The organism is Acinetobacter sp. V102_4 (assembly GCF_031799005.1).
In the GTDB taxonomy this organism is placed as follows: domain Bacteria; phylum Pseudomonadota; class Gammaproteobacteria; order Pseudomonadales; family Moraxellaceae; genus Acinetobacter; species Acinetobacter calcoaceticus.
In genome coordinates this window covers 340,237-357,663 of the sequence record NZ_JAVQNR010000051.1, presented here as the reverse complement: position 1 = coordinate 357,663, position 17,427 = coordinate 340,237, and the positions used below count along the sequence as shown (strand labels likewise).

Here is a 17,427-nt window from a genome sequence, read left to right as displayed (position 1 = left end):
TGATTTTCAAAAAAATAACTCATTTCACTAAAAACATCATGCTACTATTAGGCTCATATCTTCTTAGCTGATAAAAGCCAAATACATGTTTCAACAAGAAATCTCTCAATTGAATTTACAACAGCTCAAAGCCGGTGAAAAGCGTTGGGTGGGGTCGTTATTAGGTTCATCTGCTGCATTATTATTTAAAGAAATTGCTGTCCAGCATCCTTCTTTACTTGTTGTAGTCGCCAGGAATAACCAACATGTTGCTCAATTAGAAAGTGAACTTGAGTTTTATGGCATAAAACCGACAATTTTTCCTGATTGGGAAATCTTGCCGTATGATCGCTTGTCACCTCATCAAGATATTGTTTCAGAACGTCTCGCGATCCTTTCTAATATGCCTCAGAAGGGTGTATTGCTCATTTCAGCAAGTACTTTAGCTCAAAGAGTTGCACCGTATTCATGGGTTTTGGGCGAACATTTTGATATTCATGTTGGACAGAAATTCGATTTAGAACAGCAAAAGTTACGTTTAGTACAAGCTGGTTATCATTTGGTAGATACTGTTTATGATCACGGTGAGTTTGCTGTACGTGGCAGTATTATGGATATTTTTGCGTCAGGCCAAGAAGCGCCTATTCGTATTGATCTGTTTGATGATGAAATTGATACATTAAAATTCTTTGATCCAGAAACGCAAAGAACAACGAAGCCTTTAAAAAGTTTTACAGTTTTACCAGCAAAAGAATTTCCGCTAAAAGAAGCCCGTTCAATTTTTAGAGGTCGGTATTCTGAACTTTTCCCTACGGCTAATCCTAAGAAAAACCCGATTTATCAAGATGTTTTAGAGGGAATTGCTTCACCAGGGATTGAATTTTATTTACCATTATTTTTTGATAAAGCACAAATGCAATCACAGAGTACACTTGCAACGTACTTCCCAAAGAATTGCATTGTAATTACAACCAGTGATATAGATACTGATTTAACAAATTTTTGGAAAGAAGTTTTTCGTCGTTATGAAGACAGACGTCATAACGTAGATCAGCCAATTCTTCCCCCTGAAGAATTATTTATTGCCCCAAATCATCTGCTCAGTGCTTTAAATCAGTTTCCGCGTATGTTGGTGAGCGCAGAAATAGTTGAAGAAAAAGCTGGCGCGTTAAATCTTAAGGTAGAACAGCCACCCAAGTTACCAGTTGATCCAAAAAAAGAAAAACCATTCGCTGTAGTCAAAAAATATATTGATGAAGTAAATCATCCGGTCTTGTTGGTTGCAGAAAGTGCAGGTCGACGTGAAAGCTTAAGAGATGGTTTACGTGCCAGTTTAGGAGATATCCCTGGCGTAGACAGTTTTGAGCAATTTCAGACTAGTCAGTTTGCGATTGCTATTACAAATGCACCGCTAGACCGTGGTTTACTTTTAACAGACCAATTGTCGGTTATTTCAGAAAATCAATTATATGAACATCGGGTAGTTCAGCGTCGTCGTAAACGCCAGCAAGAAGTTTCAGAAGAGTTCTTAATTCGCAGTTTGACTGAATTAAGTATAGATGCTCCTGTTGTTCATATTGATCATGGCGTGGGGCGTTATGCAGGATTAGTTACTTTAGCAATTGAAGGGCAAGATTATGAGTTCTTGCAACTAAATTATGCTGAAGGGGCAAAAGTTTATGTGCCTGTGACTAATTTGCATCTTATTAGTCGTTATAGTGGTGGAGACCCAGATTTAGCTCCACTTCATAAAATTGGAAGTGATGCGTGGAGTAAAGCTAAACGCAAAGCTTTAGAACAAATCCATGATGTTGCAGCCGAATTATTACATATACAAGCACGTCGTCAGTCAAAACCCGGTTTTGGCTTTGAACTCGATCAATCACTTTATATGCAATTTGCCAGTGGATTTGCTTACGAAGAAACACTCGATCAGGCGAATGCTATTGAAGCCACGCTTCACGATATGCAACAAGCTAGACCTATGGATCGACTTGTTTGTGGCGATGTTGGTTTCGGTAAAACTGAAGTAGCGATGCGAGCCGCGTTTGTTGCTGTGCAAAACGGTAAGCAAGTTGCTGTTTTGGTACCTACAACTTTACTTGCACAACAACATTATGAGTCTTTTAAAGATCGTTTTGCTGATTGGCCTGTGCGTATAGAAGTGTTGTCACGCTTTGGCTCAAATAAAGCTCATACAAAAAATATTGAAGATTTAATTGCTGGTAAAGTGGATATTGTGGTTGGAACACATAAACTTTTACAAGAAAATGTGCAATTTAAAGACTTGGGCCTAATGGTAGTCGATGAAGAACACCGATTTGGTGTGCGTGATAAAGAGCGTATCAAAGCATTGAGAGCTGATGTCGATATGTTGACGCTTACCGCAACACCAATTCCACGAACTTTAAATATGGCTTTTTCGGGAATGCGTGATCTATCTATCATTGCTACACCACCAGCCCGTCGTTTAGCGGTTAAAACATTTGTACAAGAACATACGGAAGCTTCTATTAAAGAAGCGATCTTGCGTGAATTACTACGTGGTGGCCAAGTATACTTCTTACATAATGAAGTCGATACGATTGAACGAGCTGCTGAAAACATCCGTGTTCTTGTGCCTGAAGCTCGTGTGGCAGTAGCTCATGGCCAAATGAGAGAAAGAGAGCTCGAACAAGTCATGCAGCAGTTCTATCACAAAGAATTTAATGTATTGGTATGTTCAACCATTATTGAAACCGGAATCGATGTTCCAAATGCCAACACAATTTTGATAGAAAGAGCTGACAAACTTGGTTTAGCTCAATTGCATCAATTACGTGGCCGTGTGGGACGATCACATCACCAAGCCTATGCTTATTTACTGGTTCCTTCTATTAAACATTTAAAAGGTGATGCAGAAAAGCGTTTAGATGCAATCCAGCGTGCTTCAACTCTGGGTGCTGGCTTTATGCTAGCTACAGAAGATTTAGAAATTCGCGGTGCGGGTGAGCTTTTAGGTGAGCAACAAAGTGGTTCAATGCAGGCAATTGGCTATAGTCTGTATATGGAAATGCTGGAGAAAGCCACTAAGGCAATTCAGCAAGGTAAAACCCCGAATTTTGATGCACCTTTGTCATTAACTGCAGAAATTAATTTACATATTCCAGCACTTATTCCAGATGAGTATTTGGGAGATGTTCATCAGCGTTTATTGTTCTATAAGCGTATTAGTAATACAGATACGCAAGAAAAACTGGACAACATCCGTATGGAGTTAATTGATCGTTTTGGAGTGCCACCACAATCTGTAAAACACTTATTTAGTGTTCATCAGATTAGGCTGAAAGCAGAGCAGTTGGGTATTACCAAAATTGATATCAATACACAAGGCGGTAATATTGAGTTTTCCCCGGATACTCCAGTTCAAGCCATCAGTATTATTCAGTTAATGCAAAAAAATCCGACCTATTATCGCATGGATGGTGGGCAGCGTTTGAAGGTTATGGTTCAGCTTGAAGAACATGAAAAACGCATTCAGTTCATTAACGATTTGTTAGCGAAATTATTAACTGAAATACATGTATAAATGATGTTTTGAAGCATTTTTTACTGCGTGTGAATTTTATGTAAGTTGATAGCATGGTTTTATGCATGATTTCTTGGAGCATAGAAGGAATAAGTGCATAAAATCATTGTTATTTGTAATCAAACCAGACACTACCAATACTCACATCAAAACTGATGTGATAGTATTAGCCATTATTGTTTATTGTCATTTATAAAAGATATGTTTAGTTTGCATCCACAACTTGCTCAAGATACTTTTTTTGTAGGCGATTTTCCGCTTTCAACATGTCGTTTAATGAATGATATGCAATTCCCGTGGCTGATTTTAATCCCTCGTGTGCCGGGAATCACAGAATTATATGAATTGAGCCAAGCTGATCAAGAGCAGTTTTTACGCGAATCAAGTTGGTTGTCTAGCCAGCTATCTCGAGTATTCCGTGCTGATAAAATGAATGTTGCAGCTCTAGGTAACATGGTGCCTCAGTTGCATTTCCATCATGTCGTGCGTTATCAAAATGATGTTGCATGGCCTAAGCCAGTTTGGGGCACACCTGCTGTTCCATACACAAATGATGTACTGGCTCACATGCGTCAAACCCTTATGCTTGCTTTACGTGGTCAAGGTGATATGCCTTTTGATTGGCGCATGGATTAAATCAATGCAATGCCACATTTATATGAATGTGGCTACATTGAGGTGTGGAGGACAGGGTGCAATTAGAGAGGTTTATCGATAGAGAGCCTAAGCAGTTTGCATATTTTCATCGCTTGATGGGATATTCAATTCTGTCCTTAATTTTAGTGATCTATGCTTTTACCTCACCTAATACAAATTATCAGATCTATGTTCCACCTTTTTTCCTATTTTTGCTTTTTATTAGTTCGAAGTTAGAATACTGGCTTCAATACCAATTTGATAAGAAAACTCAAAAAAGTGTCTTTTTTGCAATTGATGCAATTGTTGTAGCAGTTACCTTGGCGGGTCTGCATCTTAATTTGGTGCCTACATTTATTGCTCTTTTTGCATTATTTTATTCTGCAATTAATAGTCGTATTTCTTTTGCAATCATTTGTTTGACTAGCTTGCTAGGCGCTATTATTTTTTATTTAAGTACTTTTTTCCTATTTGGTTTTTATACGTATTTTGAACCTACCAGCCAAGAGTTAACTGTAATTACACTCTTAGGTTTGGTCATGTTTATCACCATTGGAAATTATTACCAACATCGTTGGGTTAAAAAAATCAGTCAGCAGCGCCAACATTACTATGATCAAATGACGCGCTATATTGCTTTTGCTAATCAGTTAAGTCGTTATGCACCGCTACAGTTGTGGCAGTCTATTATGCGCGGTGAAGCGGAAGCAAAAATTGAATATAAACGGAAAAAAATGACTGTATTTTTTTCTGATATTCAGGGCTTTACAGAGTTATCAGAAACATTAATTCCTGATGATTTGGCATTTTTGCTTAATGATTATTTAAGCCATATGACGGAAATTGCGAAGCAGTATGAAGCTACTGTCGATAAATTTATGGGGGATGCCATCCTCATATTTTTTGGTGATCCGAATTCTCAGGGTGTAGAACAAGATGCTAAAGCCTGTGTAGAAATGGCAATCGCTATGCGTCAGCAAATGAAATTGTTACGTGAACGATGGAAAAAAATGGGCTATTCAGCCTTACACATTCGTATGGGAATTAGTACCGGTTACTGCCACGTAGGAAATTATGGGGCAACGCATCGTATGGCTTATACCATTGTAGGTCGTGATGTGAATTTGGCAGCTCGTTTACAATATGCTGCTGAAATAGATGAAATCTTAATTTCAGATGATACTTATCAAATAATCAAAAGTGATTTTCTTTGTGCTCCCAAAACGCCAATTTACTTAAAAGGTATTCAAGGTGCAGTAAAGACATGGCAGGTGATGGAGAAGTACACGGGGAATAAGTCAGATCATCAACAATGGTTTGACTATGAGTATAAAGGCTTTCATTTAGTACTTAATTTAGAAGAAGTACAAAATTATGAGTATCCAGAATTGGTAGAAGTACTTGAGAAAATGGTTCAACGACTTAAAGTTCAACAAACTTTAATTAATACTCAAGGCATTGCACGGTTAAGACTTGAAGATGAAGTTAAGCCAGTTGAAATTGATCAACAAGATCAAGTTTAAAAACGTGAAGTAAAAAAAAGCTGCTTTTAAAGCAGCTTTTTTATTTTAATGATTTTCGGAAGCGTGATTGATTGTGTATTTAGGAATCTCAATTTCTAAATCTTCATCAACAATTTTCACTTGGCAAGAGAGACGAGAATCTGGTTCAAGACCCCAAGCCCGATCTAAAAGATCTGCTTCAACGTCATCCATTTCTTCTAGACTGTCAAAGCCCTTGCGAACGACTACATGACAAGTTGTACAAGCACACGACATGTCACAAGCGTGTTCAATTTTAATTCCTCGATCAAGCAAACTTTGACAAAGATTTGCATTTTGTTCGACTTCAAATTCTGCGCCTTCCGGGCAGATCTGAGCGTGAGGAAGTACTTTAATGCGGGGCATATTGATCACCTATACCTTTAGTTTGAATTTGACCAATCTTCAAGTTTTGTACCTTTTAAGGCGTGGTCAATATGTCGATTCATACGTAGTGCGGCAAAAGCATCACTATGTACTTTAAGTTGTTCTACAGCTTTTTCAATCGCTTGAATATCATTGCCTTCAAGTTGTACTTTTAGCAAGTTTTCAGCAGTTTTTAGTGCTTCAAGCTGTTCATCATTGAGTAAATCAGCATCAACTTTGAGAGCTTGTTCTAAAGCTTCAAGCTCACGTTGGGCTTCAACTTTGGTTTCTTTTAAATGACGCAGATTTTTATCTTCTTCTGCGTGCTGGAAACTTTCAATTAATAAGCGCTCAGTATCAGATTCTGATAGGCCGTAAGATGGCTTAATATCAATTTGAGCTTGTACACCAGAAGTGGTTTCGCGAGCTGAAACTGTAAGTAAACCATCAGCATCTACCTGAAAGGTAACTTCAATGCGTGCTTGACCAGCAGTCATTGGAGGAATGCCGTGAAGGACAAATCTTCCTAATGAACGACAATGCTCTACCAAGTCTCGTTCACCTTGAACCACATGAATAAGCATGGCAGTTTGGCCATCTTGATAAGTAGTGAATTCTTGACGACGAGCGACTGGAATAGCGGTGTTACGTGAAATAAGACGTTCTACTAATCCACCCATGGTTTCTAAGCCAAGTGAAAGAGGAGTGACATCTAAAAGTAATGAGCCGTCTTGACTGTTTCCAATTAATTGGTTTGCAGTAATGGAGGCACCAATTGCAACTACTTCATCAGGGTTAATCGTACAAAGTGGTTCTTGATTAAATACATTACGAACTGCTTGCTGGACAGCATAAGAACGGGTAGAGCCACCAACTAAAACAACATTCTGAATATCAGTTAACTCAAGTTTGGCATCACGTAAAACACGTTTACAAACACTGATTGTTTTATCTAAAGCAACTTGAATAATGCTTTCAAAAGTTGGACGATCAAGTGTTAGTACATTCTCAAGTAGTTTTAATTGAACTGATTCTTGAGTTGATAATTGTTCTTTCGCTTGACGAGCAGCAACAATAAATACTGCATAAGTTTCATCGTTAAGAGTATCGATATTGAGCTGCTTTTTAGCCCATTTAACAATGAGACGATCTAAGTCATCACCACCTAAAGCAGTGTGGCCACCTGTAGCTAATACTTCAAAGACACCTTGTGTGAAACGCAAGATTGATACGTCGAAAGTACCACCACCTAAATCATAAATTACATAGTTGTGATCTGTAGCTAAATTAGTTTCTTGGTCTAAACCATAAGCAACAGCAGCAGCAGTTGGCTCGTTTAATAAACGTAATACATTTAAGCCAGCAAGCTGGGCAGCATCACGTGTTGCTTGTCGCTGAGCTTCATCAAAATAGGCTGGAACAGTAATCACTGCGCCATTTATTGGATTTTGTAAGCTAGCTTCAGCACGGTCTTTTAATTGCTTTAAAATTTCAGCAGAAATTTCAACTGGTGTTTTTCGTCCCGCACGTGTTTCAAAAGCTGGCATTTCATTTTCGGAACCCACTAACTCATATGGGTGTTGAAATTTAATATCTGCTTTTGAACGACCCATAAAACGTTTTACAGAAACAATTGTATTTTTAGGATCGGCAATAAGGAAAGGCTTTGCTTCTTCACCATAGTGAGTTGCATCATTTCCATAGTGCACGATAGAAGGAAGGAGTCTTCTTTCTTTTTCGTCATTGAGTACTTTAGGTTTGCCTGATAACACTGTCGCAACTAAAGAATGTGTTGTTCCTAGGTCGATACCAATCGCAATGCGGTGTTGATGTGGGGCACTGGATTGACCCGGTTCAGCAATTTGCAAAAGTGCCATGAGTTAAATCCCTTGAATATAATTTGGAAAAAGCAAAATTAAAAATCGTCGTCTAAATCAAAGTTGTCTTCGTCATCCAACATTTGATCTTCTGCTTTTTCAATGTCGTTAAGAACGCGCTGAAAGAAACGTAATTTACGTACAGTATCTCGAGCTTCGCCCCAGTCCTCATCTGCGTAATCAATTTTAAATTCGCGAACTAGGCCATCCATCCATTGAAACACTTCTTGTTTAAGTGTGGTCAGATGCTCTTGTGAAGTTGCTTCATCAAGTTGTTCACGAATTTCTAAAGCTGATTGTAAGAACTCAAAATCGCTAATGGATTGATCGAGGTGGTGATCTTGCTTTTTGAGTGACAATAGATAAGCAGCGCGGCTATCTACTTGCGACAAAGTTTTAAAAGCTTGATTGATTTCACTTGATTTGATCAATGCCTGATCTTTATCTTCAGCTTTATCTGGATGATACTGCTGCTGCAAATTCAAGAAACTAGATTTTAAGCTCGCCAAATCGATATCGAGTGCTACGGGTAAATTGAACAACTCAAAATGATTCATTGGAAATGAAGTCCACATTAATTAAATACATTAAAACAGTGCTATAAAAAGACACTGTTTTAATGAGAGATGAAAGGAGAAAGCTTAGACAGTGAAAGATTCACCACAGCCACATTCACCTTTTTTATTAGGATTGTTAAATTCGAACCCTTCATTAAGGCCATTTTTAACGTAGTCCATTTCTAAGCCCTCTAAATATACTGAGCTTTTTGGATCTACAAATACCTTAACGCCAAATTGTTCGAAAACTTGGTCATGTTCATCAATAGAGTCTACAAACTCAAGAACATAGGCCAATCCAGAACAACCAGAAGTTTTCACACCCACGCGAATGCCTTCACCCTTACCTCGATTTTTAAGGTAATTGCTAATATGAGTCGCAGCATTTTCAGTTAAATGAATCATGAAAACTCCAACGTTTACAATGGTAACAAATTATGCTTTAGATTTTTTAGTGCGGTAATCTTCAATCGCAGCTTTAATCGCATCTTCAGCTAGTACAGAACAGTGAACTTTTACTGGTGGAAGTGCAAGCTCAGTCGCAATATCAATATTCTTGATGGTTTGAGCTTCATCAAGAGTTTTGCCTTTTAACCATTCGGTTACAAGAGAACTTGAGGCGATTGCAGAACCACAACCATAAGTTTTAAAACGTGCTTCTTCGATGACACCATTATCGTTTACTTGGATTTGTAAACGCATTACGTCGCCACACGCAGGTGCACCCACCATGCCTGTACCAACATTTTCAGAGTTTTTATCTAAAACACCAACATTACGAGGGTTTTCGTAATGATCAATTACCTTTTCGCTATAAGCCATGTCGCTTCTCCAAACCTCGGGGTCAGCCTAATATTAATATGAGGGTAAAAATACTAATTTCAATGAATTAGTGTTCAGCCCATTCAACTGTAGAAAGATCGATACCTTCTTTATACATATCCCAAAGCGGAGAAAGTTCACGTAATTTCTCAACAGCGGCTTTGGTAATTGTAAGCACATGATCAATGTCTTCTTCAGTTGTGTATTTACCAAAACTGAAGCGGATCGAGCTGTGCGCTAGCTCATCAGATAAACCTAATGCGCGAAGAACGTATGAAGGCTCTAAAGTTGCAGAAGTACAAGCAGAACCACTTGATACAGCAGCATCTTTAAGTGCCATCATTAAAGATTCACCTTCAACAAAGTTAAAGCTGACGTTTAAATAGTTAGCAACGTTTTGAGTTGGATGGCCGTTTAAGAAAACCTGTTCAAGGCCTTGTAAACCATTCCAAAGTTTGTCACGTAGTTTACGAATGCGTTCTTGTTCTGCATGTAATCTTTTGCCAGCAAGTTCAAAAGCTTCACCCATACCAACAATTTGGTGAGTTGCTAAAGTACCAGAGCGCATACCACGTTCATGACCACCGCCATGAATTTGTGCTTTTAAACGAACACGTGGGCTACGACGTACATATAATGCACCGATACCTTTTGGACCATAAATTTTATGAGCTGAGAAACTCATAAGATCAATTTTCATGGTAGATAAATCAATTTCAACTTTACCAGCAGCTTGAGCAGCATCTACATGAAAGAAGGTTTTATTGGCACGTGTTAACTCACCAATTGCTGCTACATCTGTAACTGTGCCGATTTCGTTGTTTACCATCATAAGAGAAACAAGGACAGTATCAGGACGAAGTGCAGCTTTTACCATTTCAGGGGTAATTAAACCTGTTTGTGGTTCTGGTTCTAAATAAGTAATTTCAAAACCTTGTTCTTCTAATTCACGACAAGGATCTAGAACAGCTTTGTGTTCAATTTTACTTGTAATAATGTGTTTGCCTTTAGAAGCATAGAATTGAGCTACGCCTTTAAGTGCAAGGTTGTCTGATTCGGTAGCACCAGAAGTCCAAACGATTTCACGTGGATCGGCTTTAATTAAATTTGCGACTTGCTCACGCGCATATTCAACTTTTTCTTCTGCCTGCCAGCCATAAGCATGGGAACGAGATGCAGCATTACCAAAGGTACCGTCGAAAGTTAAACACTCCATCATACGTTCTGCAACTTGCGGATCTACTGGAGTGGTTGCTGCGTAATCAAGATAAATTGGACGTTTCATATCAAATACCTGTACCCGATAAAAGAGCTGAATCTGTGCCAGTCACATTTTGGCGCAATGCAACAGTTTGAACGTTGTCTCGGCTAATGAGGTCGGCAAGAGAGATTTTTGCTAAATAGTCGGCAATATGATGAGAGAGTTCTTGCCATAAATCGTGAGTAAGACACATTGCACCATTTTGGCAGTTAGCTTTGTGGTCGCAACGTGTTGCATCAACGGTTTCATTTACGGCTTCAATAATTTCTAACACAGTAATTTCATCAGCGTTTCGAGCCAAATGATAACCACCATTTGCACCACGGACACTAGAAACTAACCCATGACGCTTAAGTTTAGCGAATAACTGCTCTAAGTAAGCAACTGAAATAGATTGACGTGCGGCAATTTCGGCGAGCGTGATCGTTTGTTCAGTTGGCTGCAAAGCTAAATCAAGTAGAGCAGTCACTGCGTAGCGACCGCGAGTTGTAAGGCGCATGATTCGATACACATGTTAAGACTAGATAATAGGATTTTATGAATCCCGACTAAAATAGTCAAGTTTTTTTATTTTTAATTCAAGTGCAGGAACAAAATGGAAAAATAATTTAAGCAACCCACAAATTATATATGAAAAAAACAATAAATATCAGGCTAATTATACCAAAGCCTAAGTTAATGTTGCGTTGACGTTGTTGTAAGCGAGTAATTCGATTTTGATATTGTTTAATTTCTACATGAAGTGAATTGATTTCTGAACGTTGTTGATCAATTTTTTCAAGCAATGGAGCAATTCGTTTACGTGAAGCAAGGGTTTCAGCTTCATCATCTGGTGTGTTAAACCATTGCTTCCAGTCAGCTAAAAGTTTGGGCAGAGTAAGATGAGAAATTAAATCTAATAACTCTTTTTTTGTTTCTTCATCACCATCAATACGCATGTTCTTAAGGCTACGCTGGTTTGAAAAAGCAAAAATCTTAATCAAATCGATAAGCGTACTATTGATTTCAAGATCAATACGTCGATCAAAAGAATGGATATCGAACAACAAACCCTTTTCTGTAAATTGAACATAAAAGTCAAAAAAAGGAAGGTAGCTATTGATGCGAATAGTTGTTTTGTTTGAAATAAACTTTTTCGCTTGCAAGCGAAGGACACCATCGTGGGTGAGAATAAATGAAAAGAAAGTTTCTAAAATAATTAGAACAATATTCAGCAACAGACGGGGATGTTTTTGTCTTTGTTGCGTTTCACTCATAAAAGTTTATCCTTACAAATAGCAGTTAACCGAAGAATGGGACATCCTATCCCAAACTTTAATAAATGTCCTGTTAAATATATTTACACGACTTAATTGCTTTGTAGAACAGTTTTGTAAATGGATCAAGTCTTTACTTTGATATTATAGAAATATTTTGTGGTCAAATCAGTCATCATCTCTCTCATCTGATTAGGAGCTTAGATCAATGGATAATGCAAATATAGATACCCCGACAGAAGAGTCAGAAGAAAAAAACAAATTAAAATCAAGAAGTTCAAGAAAGTCGGCTTTGGATTTTAGAAAGTATACCAAGCAAATTTGGTTAGCAGGGCTAGGGGCTTTTTCACGCGCAGAAGAAGAAGGTAATAAGCTATTTGACTCTTTGGTTAAGGTAGGTGAAGAGCTAGAATCTAAAACAGGAGACTTAGCAGACACTACTGTTGGTAAGGTCACAGAAAAAGCAAAAGAATCTGTATCTGAAACAAAAGATAAAGTAGAAAAAATTCTTGATACGAGTGTTAACCATTCTTTAAACCGGATTGGACTGGTGACTCCGAAGGATTTACAGCACATTGAACAGCTCTTGGTACAGCTTCATATTAAGGTGGATGCTTTAATAGAAGAAAACCAGCAATTGAAAGAAAAATTGAATAAAAAGTAAAAAATGTTGGGATTTAGCAAATATATAACAGTTTTTTAGCATTTATTTTCGCTAAAAGCCCTGCTCTAGTATTGCGTTTTCCCCCAAAGCATTGCTATAAAGGCGTCATGGCCTTTTAAACTATAGCCTTGGACCTTAAACAAACGATATTAAGAGGATGTTTTATTCATGAATAAATCAGAATTAATCGATGCAATTGCTGAAAAAGGGGGAGTATCTAAGACTGATGCAGGCAAGGCACTCGATGCGACAATTGCGTCAATTACTGAAGCACTTAAAAAAGGTGACACAGTAACTTTAGTTGGTTTTGGTACTTTCAGTGTTAAAGAACGTGCTGCACGTACTGGTCGTAACCCTAAAACTGGTGAAGAGCTTCAAATTAAAGCAACAAAAGTACCTAGCTTCAAAGCTGGTAAAGGTCTTAAAGATTCAGTAGCTTAATCTTTTAAGATGATTAAACGCGCCAATATAGGCGCGTTTTTTATTAAAAATCTGAATTGACCAATATTGCTCATTCATTGATTGTGGTTTTTCAGTTAAAATTCGCCTCGAAATAAAATATTGGAATACTTATGGAATCGTTTCGTACAGTCATTAAGGGTTGGCTCGGCAAAGTCCTTCTAATTTTGTTTTTGACCCCTTTAGCACTTGTAGGTATTGAAGGATATTTTAATAGGGGAAACAAGGCTGATGTTGCAAAGACAGTAAATGGCCAAGAAATATCTAAAAAAGACCTTGAAACTTTAACTCAGTCTTACAAAGAACAATACTTAGCTGCTGTTAAAGGTGATGAGAGTTTACTTAATTTGCCTGTTATTCAGGCTAAGGCACTCGATATTTTAGTGTCGCGTAATTTACTAATTCAACAAGCTGAAAAACTAGGTATTTCACTGAGCGATACTCAAATTGAGCAGATGTTAGCTCAGCAGCCTAGTTTGCAAGAGAATGGGCAATTCTCGCAAAAACTCTATGAAAATTATTTACGTTCTATTGGTATGACAAGTCAGGGCTTAATATCTAGCCTTCGTCAAGATCATGCTTTAAAAATGCTAACATCAACTTTTTCTGATTATTCTTTAGTAAGTAAAGTTGATTTAATGCAAATTGCGAATTTGCAAACTGAACAACGTACATTACATTTGGCTAGTATTAAATTAGATGGTTATAAAACTGGTTTAACTGCCTCTAATCAAGAAGCTACAGATTATTACAACAAACACCAAAATGAGTTTAAGCAACAAGCTTCTGTTGACGTGGATTATGTTGTTGTGTCTCCATCACTGATGGCTAAACCAGCTCCTGCAACTGAAGCTGAACTTCAGCAAGCATATAGCAAGTTCGTTGAAACTCAGAAAAAAGATGCTAAACGGACTGTGAAGCATATTTTAATTACTACAGATGCTCGTGATGATGCAGCAGCTCAAAAACTTGCTAAAGAAGTATATGCGAAAATTCAAGGCGGCCTTACATTTGCACAAGCTGCATCTCAGTTCTCTGAAGATCCAAGTTCGAAAGCAAAAGGCGGTTTAGTTGAAGCATATGCACCGGGTGTTTTTTCCGATGCGTTTGATAAAACTGTAGTGAGCTTAAAAAATGGACAAATTTCTCAACCAGTAAAAACTCAATATGGTTATCATATTATTGAGGCAGAAACTCAAGCTAATCAAATCCCTTCATTCGAAGCAGAGAAGGCGCGTTTAACAGCTGAGGTTGAAAAGAATAAAGTTGCGACTGTTTATTCAGATACTGTAAATAGTCTAAATGAAACGATTGTTGGTAATGATTCTTTAGAAGCTGTTGTGCAAGAAGTAAAAGGTACAAAAGTTGAATCATTAAATGGCGTAACTTTAGCTACACAAAATCCGTATTTAAGTGATCCAAACGTTAAAATTAAATTGTTTAATGATGACGTGAAAAATGGTGACCGTAATGCATCATCTAATATTCAATTAGCGAATGGTGATACGGTATGGGTTAAAGTACGTGATTATCATGCTGCTGGTGTAAAACCTTTAGCACAAGCGATGAATGAAGCGAAAGCAAAAGTTATCGATGAAAAAGCGCGTAAAGCTGTTCAAGCAAAAATTGCTACAATGTTGGCTGAATTTAAAACTCAACCAGCAGATCAAGTTGTTGCTAAAAATAAAGTAGCATTTGAATCGGCTGGCGTATTTAGTCGTTCACAAGGATTAAAGCGTGAAATTGAGCGCGCAGCATTTAGTGCAGCTACACCTAAGCCAGGTATGTGGTCTGTTTCAACAGCGAATTTACCAAATGAGCTGGTTGTTGTTGCAGTTTCAAATGTAAATTCATCTGCTGCGAATGCTATTCCTGCTGATCAGTTACAGCAGTTAAAGCAACTTTATCGTCAATCGCGTGGTCAACAAATATTAGAAGATTACAGTCAATATTTAAAATCACATGCGAAAATTAAATAATAATTTGATTCAATAAAAAAAGCGCCGAGGCGCTTTTTTTATTGGTAGTTAATCTAAGCTATGTCCAATATATTGCTGTCTATATTGTTTAGGAGATAAATCAAAAATTCGTTTAAATGCCTGACTAAATGCTGTTTCGGAAGAATAGCCGACCTTATTTGATATTTGTTGAATTGATAAGTTGCTTGTACGTAAATACTGACTTGCTAAACGGAAACGATAATGCTGTAAGTAAGTTAGAGGTGGTTCACCAATAATACTGCTAAATAAGTTTGCAAATTTAGAACGTGACATACAGCATTGTTCAGCTAAAGATTCAACTGTCCATGTGACTTCAGGTTGGCTATGAATAGCAGATAGGGCATTGCTCAGTTCAGGATGAGTTAAGGCACTTAACCAGTTTTGTTGATCTGTCATTTGTTGAATATGATCACGGATGCATTCAATGAGTAAAATACTGACTAAATGATCAATAATTTTGTCATGACCCGGCCTGATTTTTTGAGTTTCAATGGCTAGAAAATAAAGCCCAATTTGTAGCCATTCAGGTGGATTGGTTTGATTTTCATGCTGAATATGCATGATGGACGGCAGTGCATTAATGAGTGGGCCAGCCATATGAGTATCGATTTGGCAGCGTAAACATAGCAATAATGTATTATCTGGAGATGAAGTGCCAAACTCGATTGCGTCTTGTCTGTGACCGTTAAAAAGCGAAGTGATATCCAGAGAATCTACCAACTTACTCGCTGTTGATTTTGAGTCAGTTGCACTATGTGCTTTCCCCGAAGGAATTAAAATAATATCACCAGCAGTTGCTGTTATTTTTTCTGAAGGATTAAGTTGTATATATACTGAACCAGTTAAAACAATATAAGCAAGTAGGGCAGATTGATCTTGTGTTTTAAAAGCCCATTCTCCTTGCGCTTTTAAATAGATGTATTCAGACTTATTAAGGTGAATATCATCAAAAAATTTACTTAGTGCATCCATATTTAAATGATCAATCATTATTTTAATAAAATTATAGTGAGCTATAAGAATAGATCAACATGTGTTTTTAGGACAAAAAAGTGGAAGAAAATGCCAAAGACTTTAACATAGGTTTTTTGGACGGTTACTACTGTTAACTAAACACTATTTCTTTAACTATATAGACATATAGAAAAAGGAAATATAGCTATGAATGCACCAGTAAATGTTCAGCAAGAACTTATGCCAGTGCCTGCGTCTATGCGTGAAATAGATCGCAAACGCTTTTTATGGATGATTAGTCCTGCTTTACCTGCTATCGGTTTAGCAATTTTAGCAGGTTATCAGTTTGGTCCACGCCCATTAAAGAAAGTCTTTGCTTTAGGTGGTCCACTTTTATTACATGTCGTGATTCCGGCAATTGATACTATTATTGGGAAAGATGCTCGCAATCCAACAGATGAAGAAATTAAGCTTTTAGAAAAAGATCCATATTATTCTCGTCTTGTGAAGAGCTTTATTCCTCTTCAGTACGCTGCAAATGTTTATGCATGTTATTTAACAAGTCGTAAAACGACATCTTTTATTGATAAGATTTTACTTGGTATCTCAATGGGTGCAATCAATGGTATTGCGATTAATACAGCCCATGAGTTAAGTCATAAGCATGATCGTATAGACCATATTCTATCTCATCTTGCGCTAGTGCCTACAGGTTATAACCATTTCCGTATTGAACATCCTTACGGTCACCATAAGCGTGCAGCAACACCAGAAGATCCAGCTTCATCACGTATGGGTGAAACATTCTATGAGTTCTGGCCACGTACAGTTATTGGTTCTTTTAAATCTGCAATAGAAATTGAAAAAAATCGTTTAAAACGCAAAGGTAAAGAATTCTGGTCTTCAGATAATGAATTATTACAAGGCTGGGGAATGACCGCTGCTTTTCATGGCTCCATGATTGGAATCTTTGGTAAAGCTACAATTCCATATTTAGCGACTCAAGCTTTTTATGGTATTAGTCTTTTCGAAATTATTAATTATATTGAGCACTATGGTTTATTACGTCAGAAAAAAGCTGATGGTAATTATGAGCGTACAATGCCTGAGCATAGCTGGAACAACAATAACGTAGTAACAAACTTATTCTTGTACCAATTGCAGCGTCATTCAGACCATCATGCTTATCCGACTCGTCCATTTCAGGCATTGCGTCATTTTGATGAGGCACCAGAGCTACCAAGCGGTTACGCAAGTATGCTACTACCGGCATTAATCCCTTCATTGTGGTTTAAAATAATGGATAAGCGAGTTTTTGATCACTATAAAGGTGATTTAAACAAAGCGAATATTTCATCAAAGCGTCGTACAAAAATCTTTAAGAAATTTGGTGTAGTTGATAAAACGTTAGATAGTACAACTACCCAATAAATAAAAATATTAATTCCTGAAATACGAAGCCCTCTAGTTTAATAGCTAGAGGGCTT

16 protein-coding genes are annotated in these 17,427 nt (G+C 37.5%); 7 read left to right on the top strand and 9 right to left on the bottom strand.

Annotation, left to right across the window (positions count from 1 at the left end; translation table 11 throughout):
- The first annotated feature begins 85 nt into the window (after positions 1 to 85).
- From mfd to RMB13_RS17450, 3 genes are all read left to right on the top strand, one after another.
- Positions 86 to 3,547 carry a transcription-repair coupling factor gene (gene mfd / locus RMB13_RS17460; RefSeq protein WP_311085919.1) on the top strand — a complete coding sequence of 1,154 codons (3,462 nt, stop codon included), beginning with the start codon at positions 86 to 88 and terminating at the stop codon, positions 3,545 to 3,547.
- Positions 3,548 to 3,748: 201 nt separating this feature from the next.
- Positions 3,749 to 4,183, top strand: a complete 435-nt coding sequence (locus tag RMB13_RS17455) for an HIT domain-containing protein (protein WP_002117900.1) — start codon at positions 3,749 to 3,751, stop codon at positions 4,181 to 4,183.
- Positions 4,184 to 4,239: 56 nt separating this feature from the next.
- Complete coding sequence (locus RMB13_RS17450; RefSeq protein WP_311085918.1) at positions 4,240 to 5,706, top strand: adenylate/guanylate cyclase domain-containing protein; 1,467 nt, start codon at positions 4,240 to 4,242, stop codon at positions 5,704 to 5,706.
- A 45-nt stretch (positions 5,707 to 5,751) separates the two neighbouring features.
- Here the strand turns inward: RMB13_RS17450 and fdx are convergent, their stop codons facing one another.
- From fdx to RMB13_RS17410, 8 genes are all read right to left on the bottom strand, one after another.
- On the bottom strand, positions 5,752 to 6,090 hold the full coding sequence (gene fdx, locus RMB13_RS17445; protein WP_003651552.1) for an ISC system 2Fe-2S type ferredoxin: 339 nt from the start codon (positions 6,088 to 6,090) through the stop codon (positions 5,752 to 5,754).
- Between the two features lie 17 nt (positions 6,091 to 6,107).
- On the bottom strand, positions 6,108 to 7,967 hold the full coding sequence (gene hscA, locus RMB13_RS17440; RefSeq protein WP_311085917.1) for a Fe-S protein assembly chaperone HscA: 1,860 nt from the start codon (positions 7,965 to 7,967) through the stop codon (positions 6,108 to 6,110).
- Positions 7,968 to 8,005: 38 nt separating this feature from the next.
- The gene (gene hscB / locus RMB13_RS17435; RefSeq protein WP_003651556.1) at positions 8,006 to 8,524 is read right to left on the bottom strand and encodes a Fe-S protein assembly co-chaperone HscB; all 519 of its coding nucleotides are present in this window, start codon (positions 8,522 to 8,524) and stop codon (positions 8,006 to 8,008) included.
- An 84-nt stretch (positions 8,525 to 8,608) separates the two neighbouring features.
- Positions 8,609 to 8,929, bottom strand: coding sequence for an iron-sulfur cluster assembly protein IscA (iscA, locus tag RMB13_RS17430; RefSeq protein WP_003651558.1), 321 nt, complete (start codon positions 8,927 to 8,929; stop codon positions 8,609 to 8,611).
- A gap of 30 nt (positions 8,930 to 8,959) precedes the next feature.
- On the bottom strand, positions 8,960 to 9,346 hold the full coding sequence (gene iscU, locus RMB13_RS17425; protein WP_003651560.1) for a Fe-S cluster assembly scaffold IscU: 387 nt from the start codon (positions 9,344 to 9,346) through the stop codon (positions 8,960 to 8,962).
- A gap of 67 nt (positions 9,347 to 9,413) precedes the next feature.
- Entirely contained in the window at positions 9,414 to 10,631 is a 1,218-nt protein-coding gene (locus RMB13_RS17420) for an IscS subfamily cysteine desulfurase (RefSeq protein ID WP_005041010.1), read from the bottom strand.
- A 1-nt stretch (position 10,632) separates the two neighbouring features.
- A complete protein-coding gene (locus tag RMB13_RS17415; RefSeq protein WP_003651563.1) occupies positions 10,633 to 11,106 on the bottom strand; it encodes an Rrf2 family transcriptional regulator in 474 nt (157 codons plus the stop codon).
- Positions 11,107 to 11,215: 109 nt separating this feature from the next.
- Positions 11,216 to 11,863 (bottom strand): hypothetical protein, encoded by a 648-nt coding sequence (locus RMB13_RS17410; protein ID WP_005041007.1) that lies wholly within the window; start codon positions 11,861 to 11,863, stop codon positions 11,216 to 11,218.
- Positions 11,864 to 12,071: 208 nt separating this feature from the next.
- Between RMB13_RS17410 and RMB13_RS17405 the strand changes: the two genes are divergently transcribed.
- The 3 genes from RMB13_RS17405 to RMB13_RS17395 all read left to right on the top strand — a co-directional run bounded on the left by RMB13_RS17405 (position 12,072) and on the right by RMB13_RS17395 (position 14,965).
- Positions 12,072 to 12,527 carry a phasin family protein gene (locus tag RMB13_RS17405; RefSeq protein ID WP_045432641.1) on the top strand — a complete coding sequence of 152 codons (456 nt, stop codon included), beginning with the start codon at positions 12,072 to 12,074 and terminating at the stop codon, positions 12,525 to 12,527.
- 168 nt (positions 12,528 to 12,695) lie between these two features.
- The gene (locus RMB13_RS17400; protein ID WP_001043034.1) at positions 12,696 to 12,968 is read left to right on the top strand and encodes an HU family DNA-binding protein; all 273 of its coding nucleotides are present in this window, start codon (positions 12,696 to 12,698) and stop codon (positions 12,966 to 12,968) included.
- 131 nt (positions 12,969 to 13,099) lie between these two features.
- Positions 13,100 to 14,965, top strand: a complete 1,866-nt coding sequence (locus tag RMB13_RS17395; protein WP_281833602.1) for a SurA N-terminal domain-containing protein — start codon at positions 13,100 to 13,102, stop codon at positions 14,963 to 14,965.
- 48 nt (positions 14,966 to 15,013) lie between these two features.
- On the opposite strand, the gene RMB13_RS17390 is transcribed toward RMB13_RS17395, so the two are convergent.
- Positions 15,014 to 15,976 carry an AraC family transcriptional regulator gene (locus RMB13_RS17390; RefSeq protein WP_035359986.1) on the bottom strand — a complete coding sequence of 321 codons (963 nt, stop codon included), beginning with the start codon at positions 15,974 to 15,976 and terminating at the stop codon, positions 15,014 to 15,016.
- A gap of 171 nt (positions 15,977 to 16,147) precedes the next feature.
- On the opposite strand from RMB13_RS17390, the gene RMB13_RS17385 reads away from it, so the two are divergent.
- Positions 16,148 to 17,371, top strand: coding sequence for an alkane 1-monooxygenase (locus RMB13_RS17385; RefSeq protein WP_311085916.1), 1,224 nt, complete (start codon positions 16,148 to 16,150; stop codon positions 17,369 to 17,371).
- Positions 17,372 to 17,427: the final 56 nt, after the last annotated feature.

Coding starts and splice junctions, on each gene's coding strand:
- RMB13_RS17415 (WP_003651563.1), bottom strand. CDS start 11,106: ATGCGCCTTACAACTCGCGGTCGCTACGCAGTGACTGCTCTACTTGAT.
- fdx (WP_003651552.1), bottom strand. CDS start 6,090: ATGCCCCGCATTAAAGTACTTCCTCACGCTCAGATCTGCCCGGAAGGC.
- hscA (WP_311085917.1), bottom strand. CDS start 7,967: ATGGCACTTTTGCAAATTGCTGAACCGGGTCAATCCAGTGCCCCACAT.
- RMB13_RS17405 (WP_045432641.1), top strand. CDS start 12,072: ATGGATAATGCAAATATAGATACCCCGACAGAAGAGTCAGAAGAAAAA.
- iscU (WP_003651560.1), bottom strand. CDS start 9,346: ATGGCTTATAGCGAAAAGGTAATTGATCATTACGAAAACCCTCGTAAT.
- iscA (WP_003651558.1), bottom strand. CDS start 8,929: ATGATTCATTTAACTGAAAATGCTGCGACTCATATTAGCAATTACCTT.
- RMB13_RS17400 (WP_001043034.1), top strand. CDS start 12,696: ATGAATAAATCAGAATTAATCGATGCAATTGCTGAAAAAGGGGGAGTA.
- RMB13_RS17390 (WP_035359986.1), bottom strand. CDS start 15,976: ATGATTGATCATTTAAATATGGATGCACTAAGTAAATTTTTTGATGAT.
- RMB13_RS17455 (WP_002117900.1), top strand. CDS start 3,749: ATGTTTAGTTTGCATCCACAACTTGCTCAAGATACTTTTTTTGTAGGC.
- RMB13_RS17410 (WP_005041007.1), bottom strand. CDS start 11,863: ATGAGTGAAACGCAACAAAGACAAAAACATCCCCGTCTGTTGCTGAAT.
- RMB13_RS17420 (WP_005041010.1), bottom strand. CDS start 10,631: ATGAAACGTCCAATTTATCTTGATTACGCAGCAACCACTCCAGTAGAT.
- RMB13_RS17395 (WP_281833602.1), top strand. CDS start 13,100: ATGGAATCGTTTCGTACAGTCATTAAGGGTTGGCTCGGCAAAGTCCTT.
- hscB (WP_003651556.1), bottom strand. CDS start 8,524: ATGAATCATTTTGAGTTGTTCAATTTACCCGTAGCACTCGATATCGAT.
- RMB13_RS17385 (WP_311085916.1), top strand. CDS start 16,148: ATGAATGCACCAGTAAATGTTCAGCAAGAACTTATGCCAGTGCCTGCG.
- mfd (WP_311085919.1), top strand. CDS start 86: ATGTTTCAACAAGAAATCTCTCAATTGAATTTACAACAGCTCAAAGCC.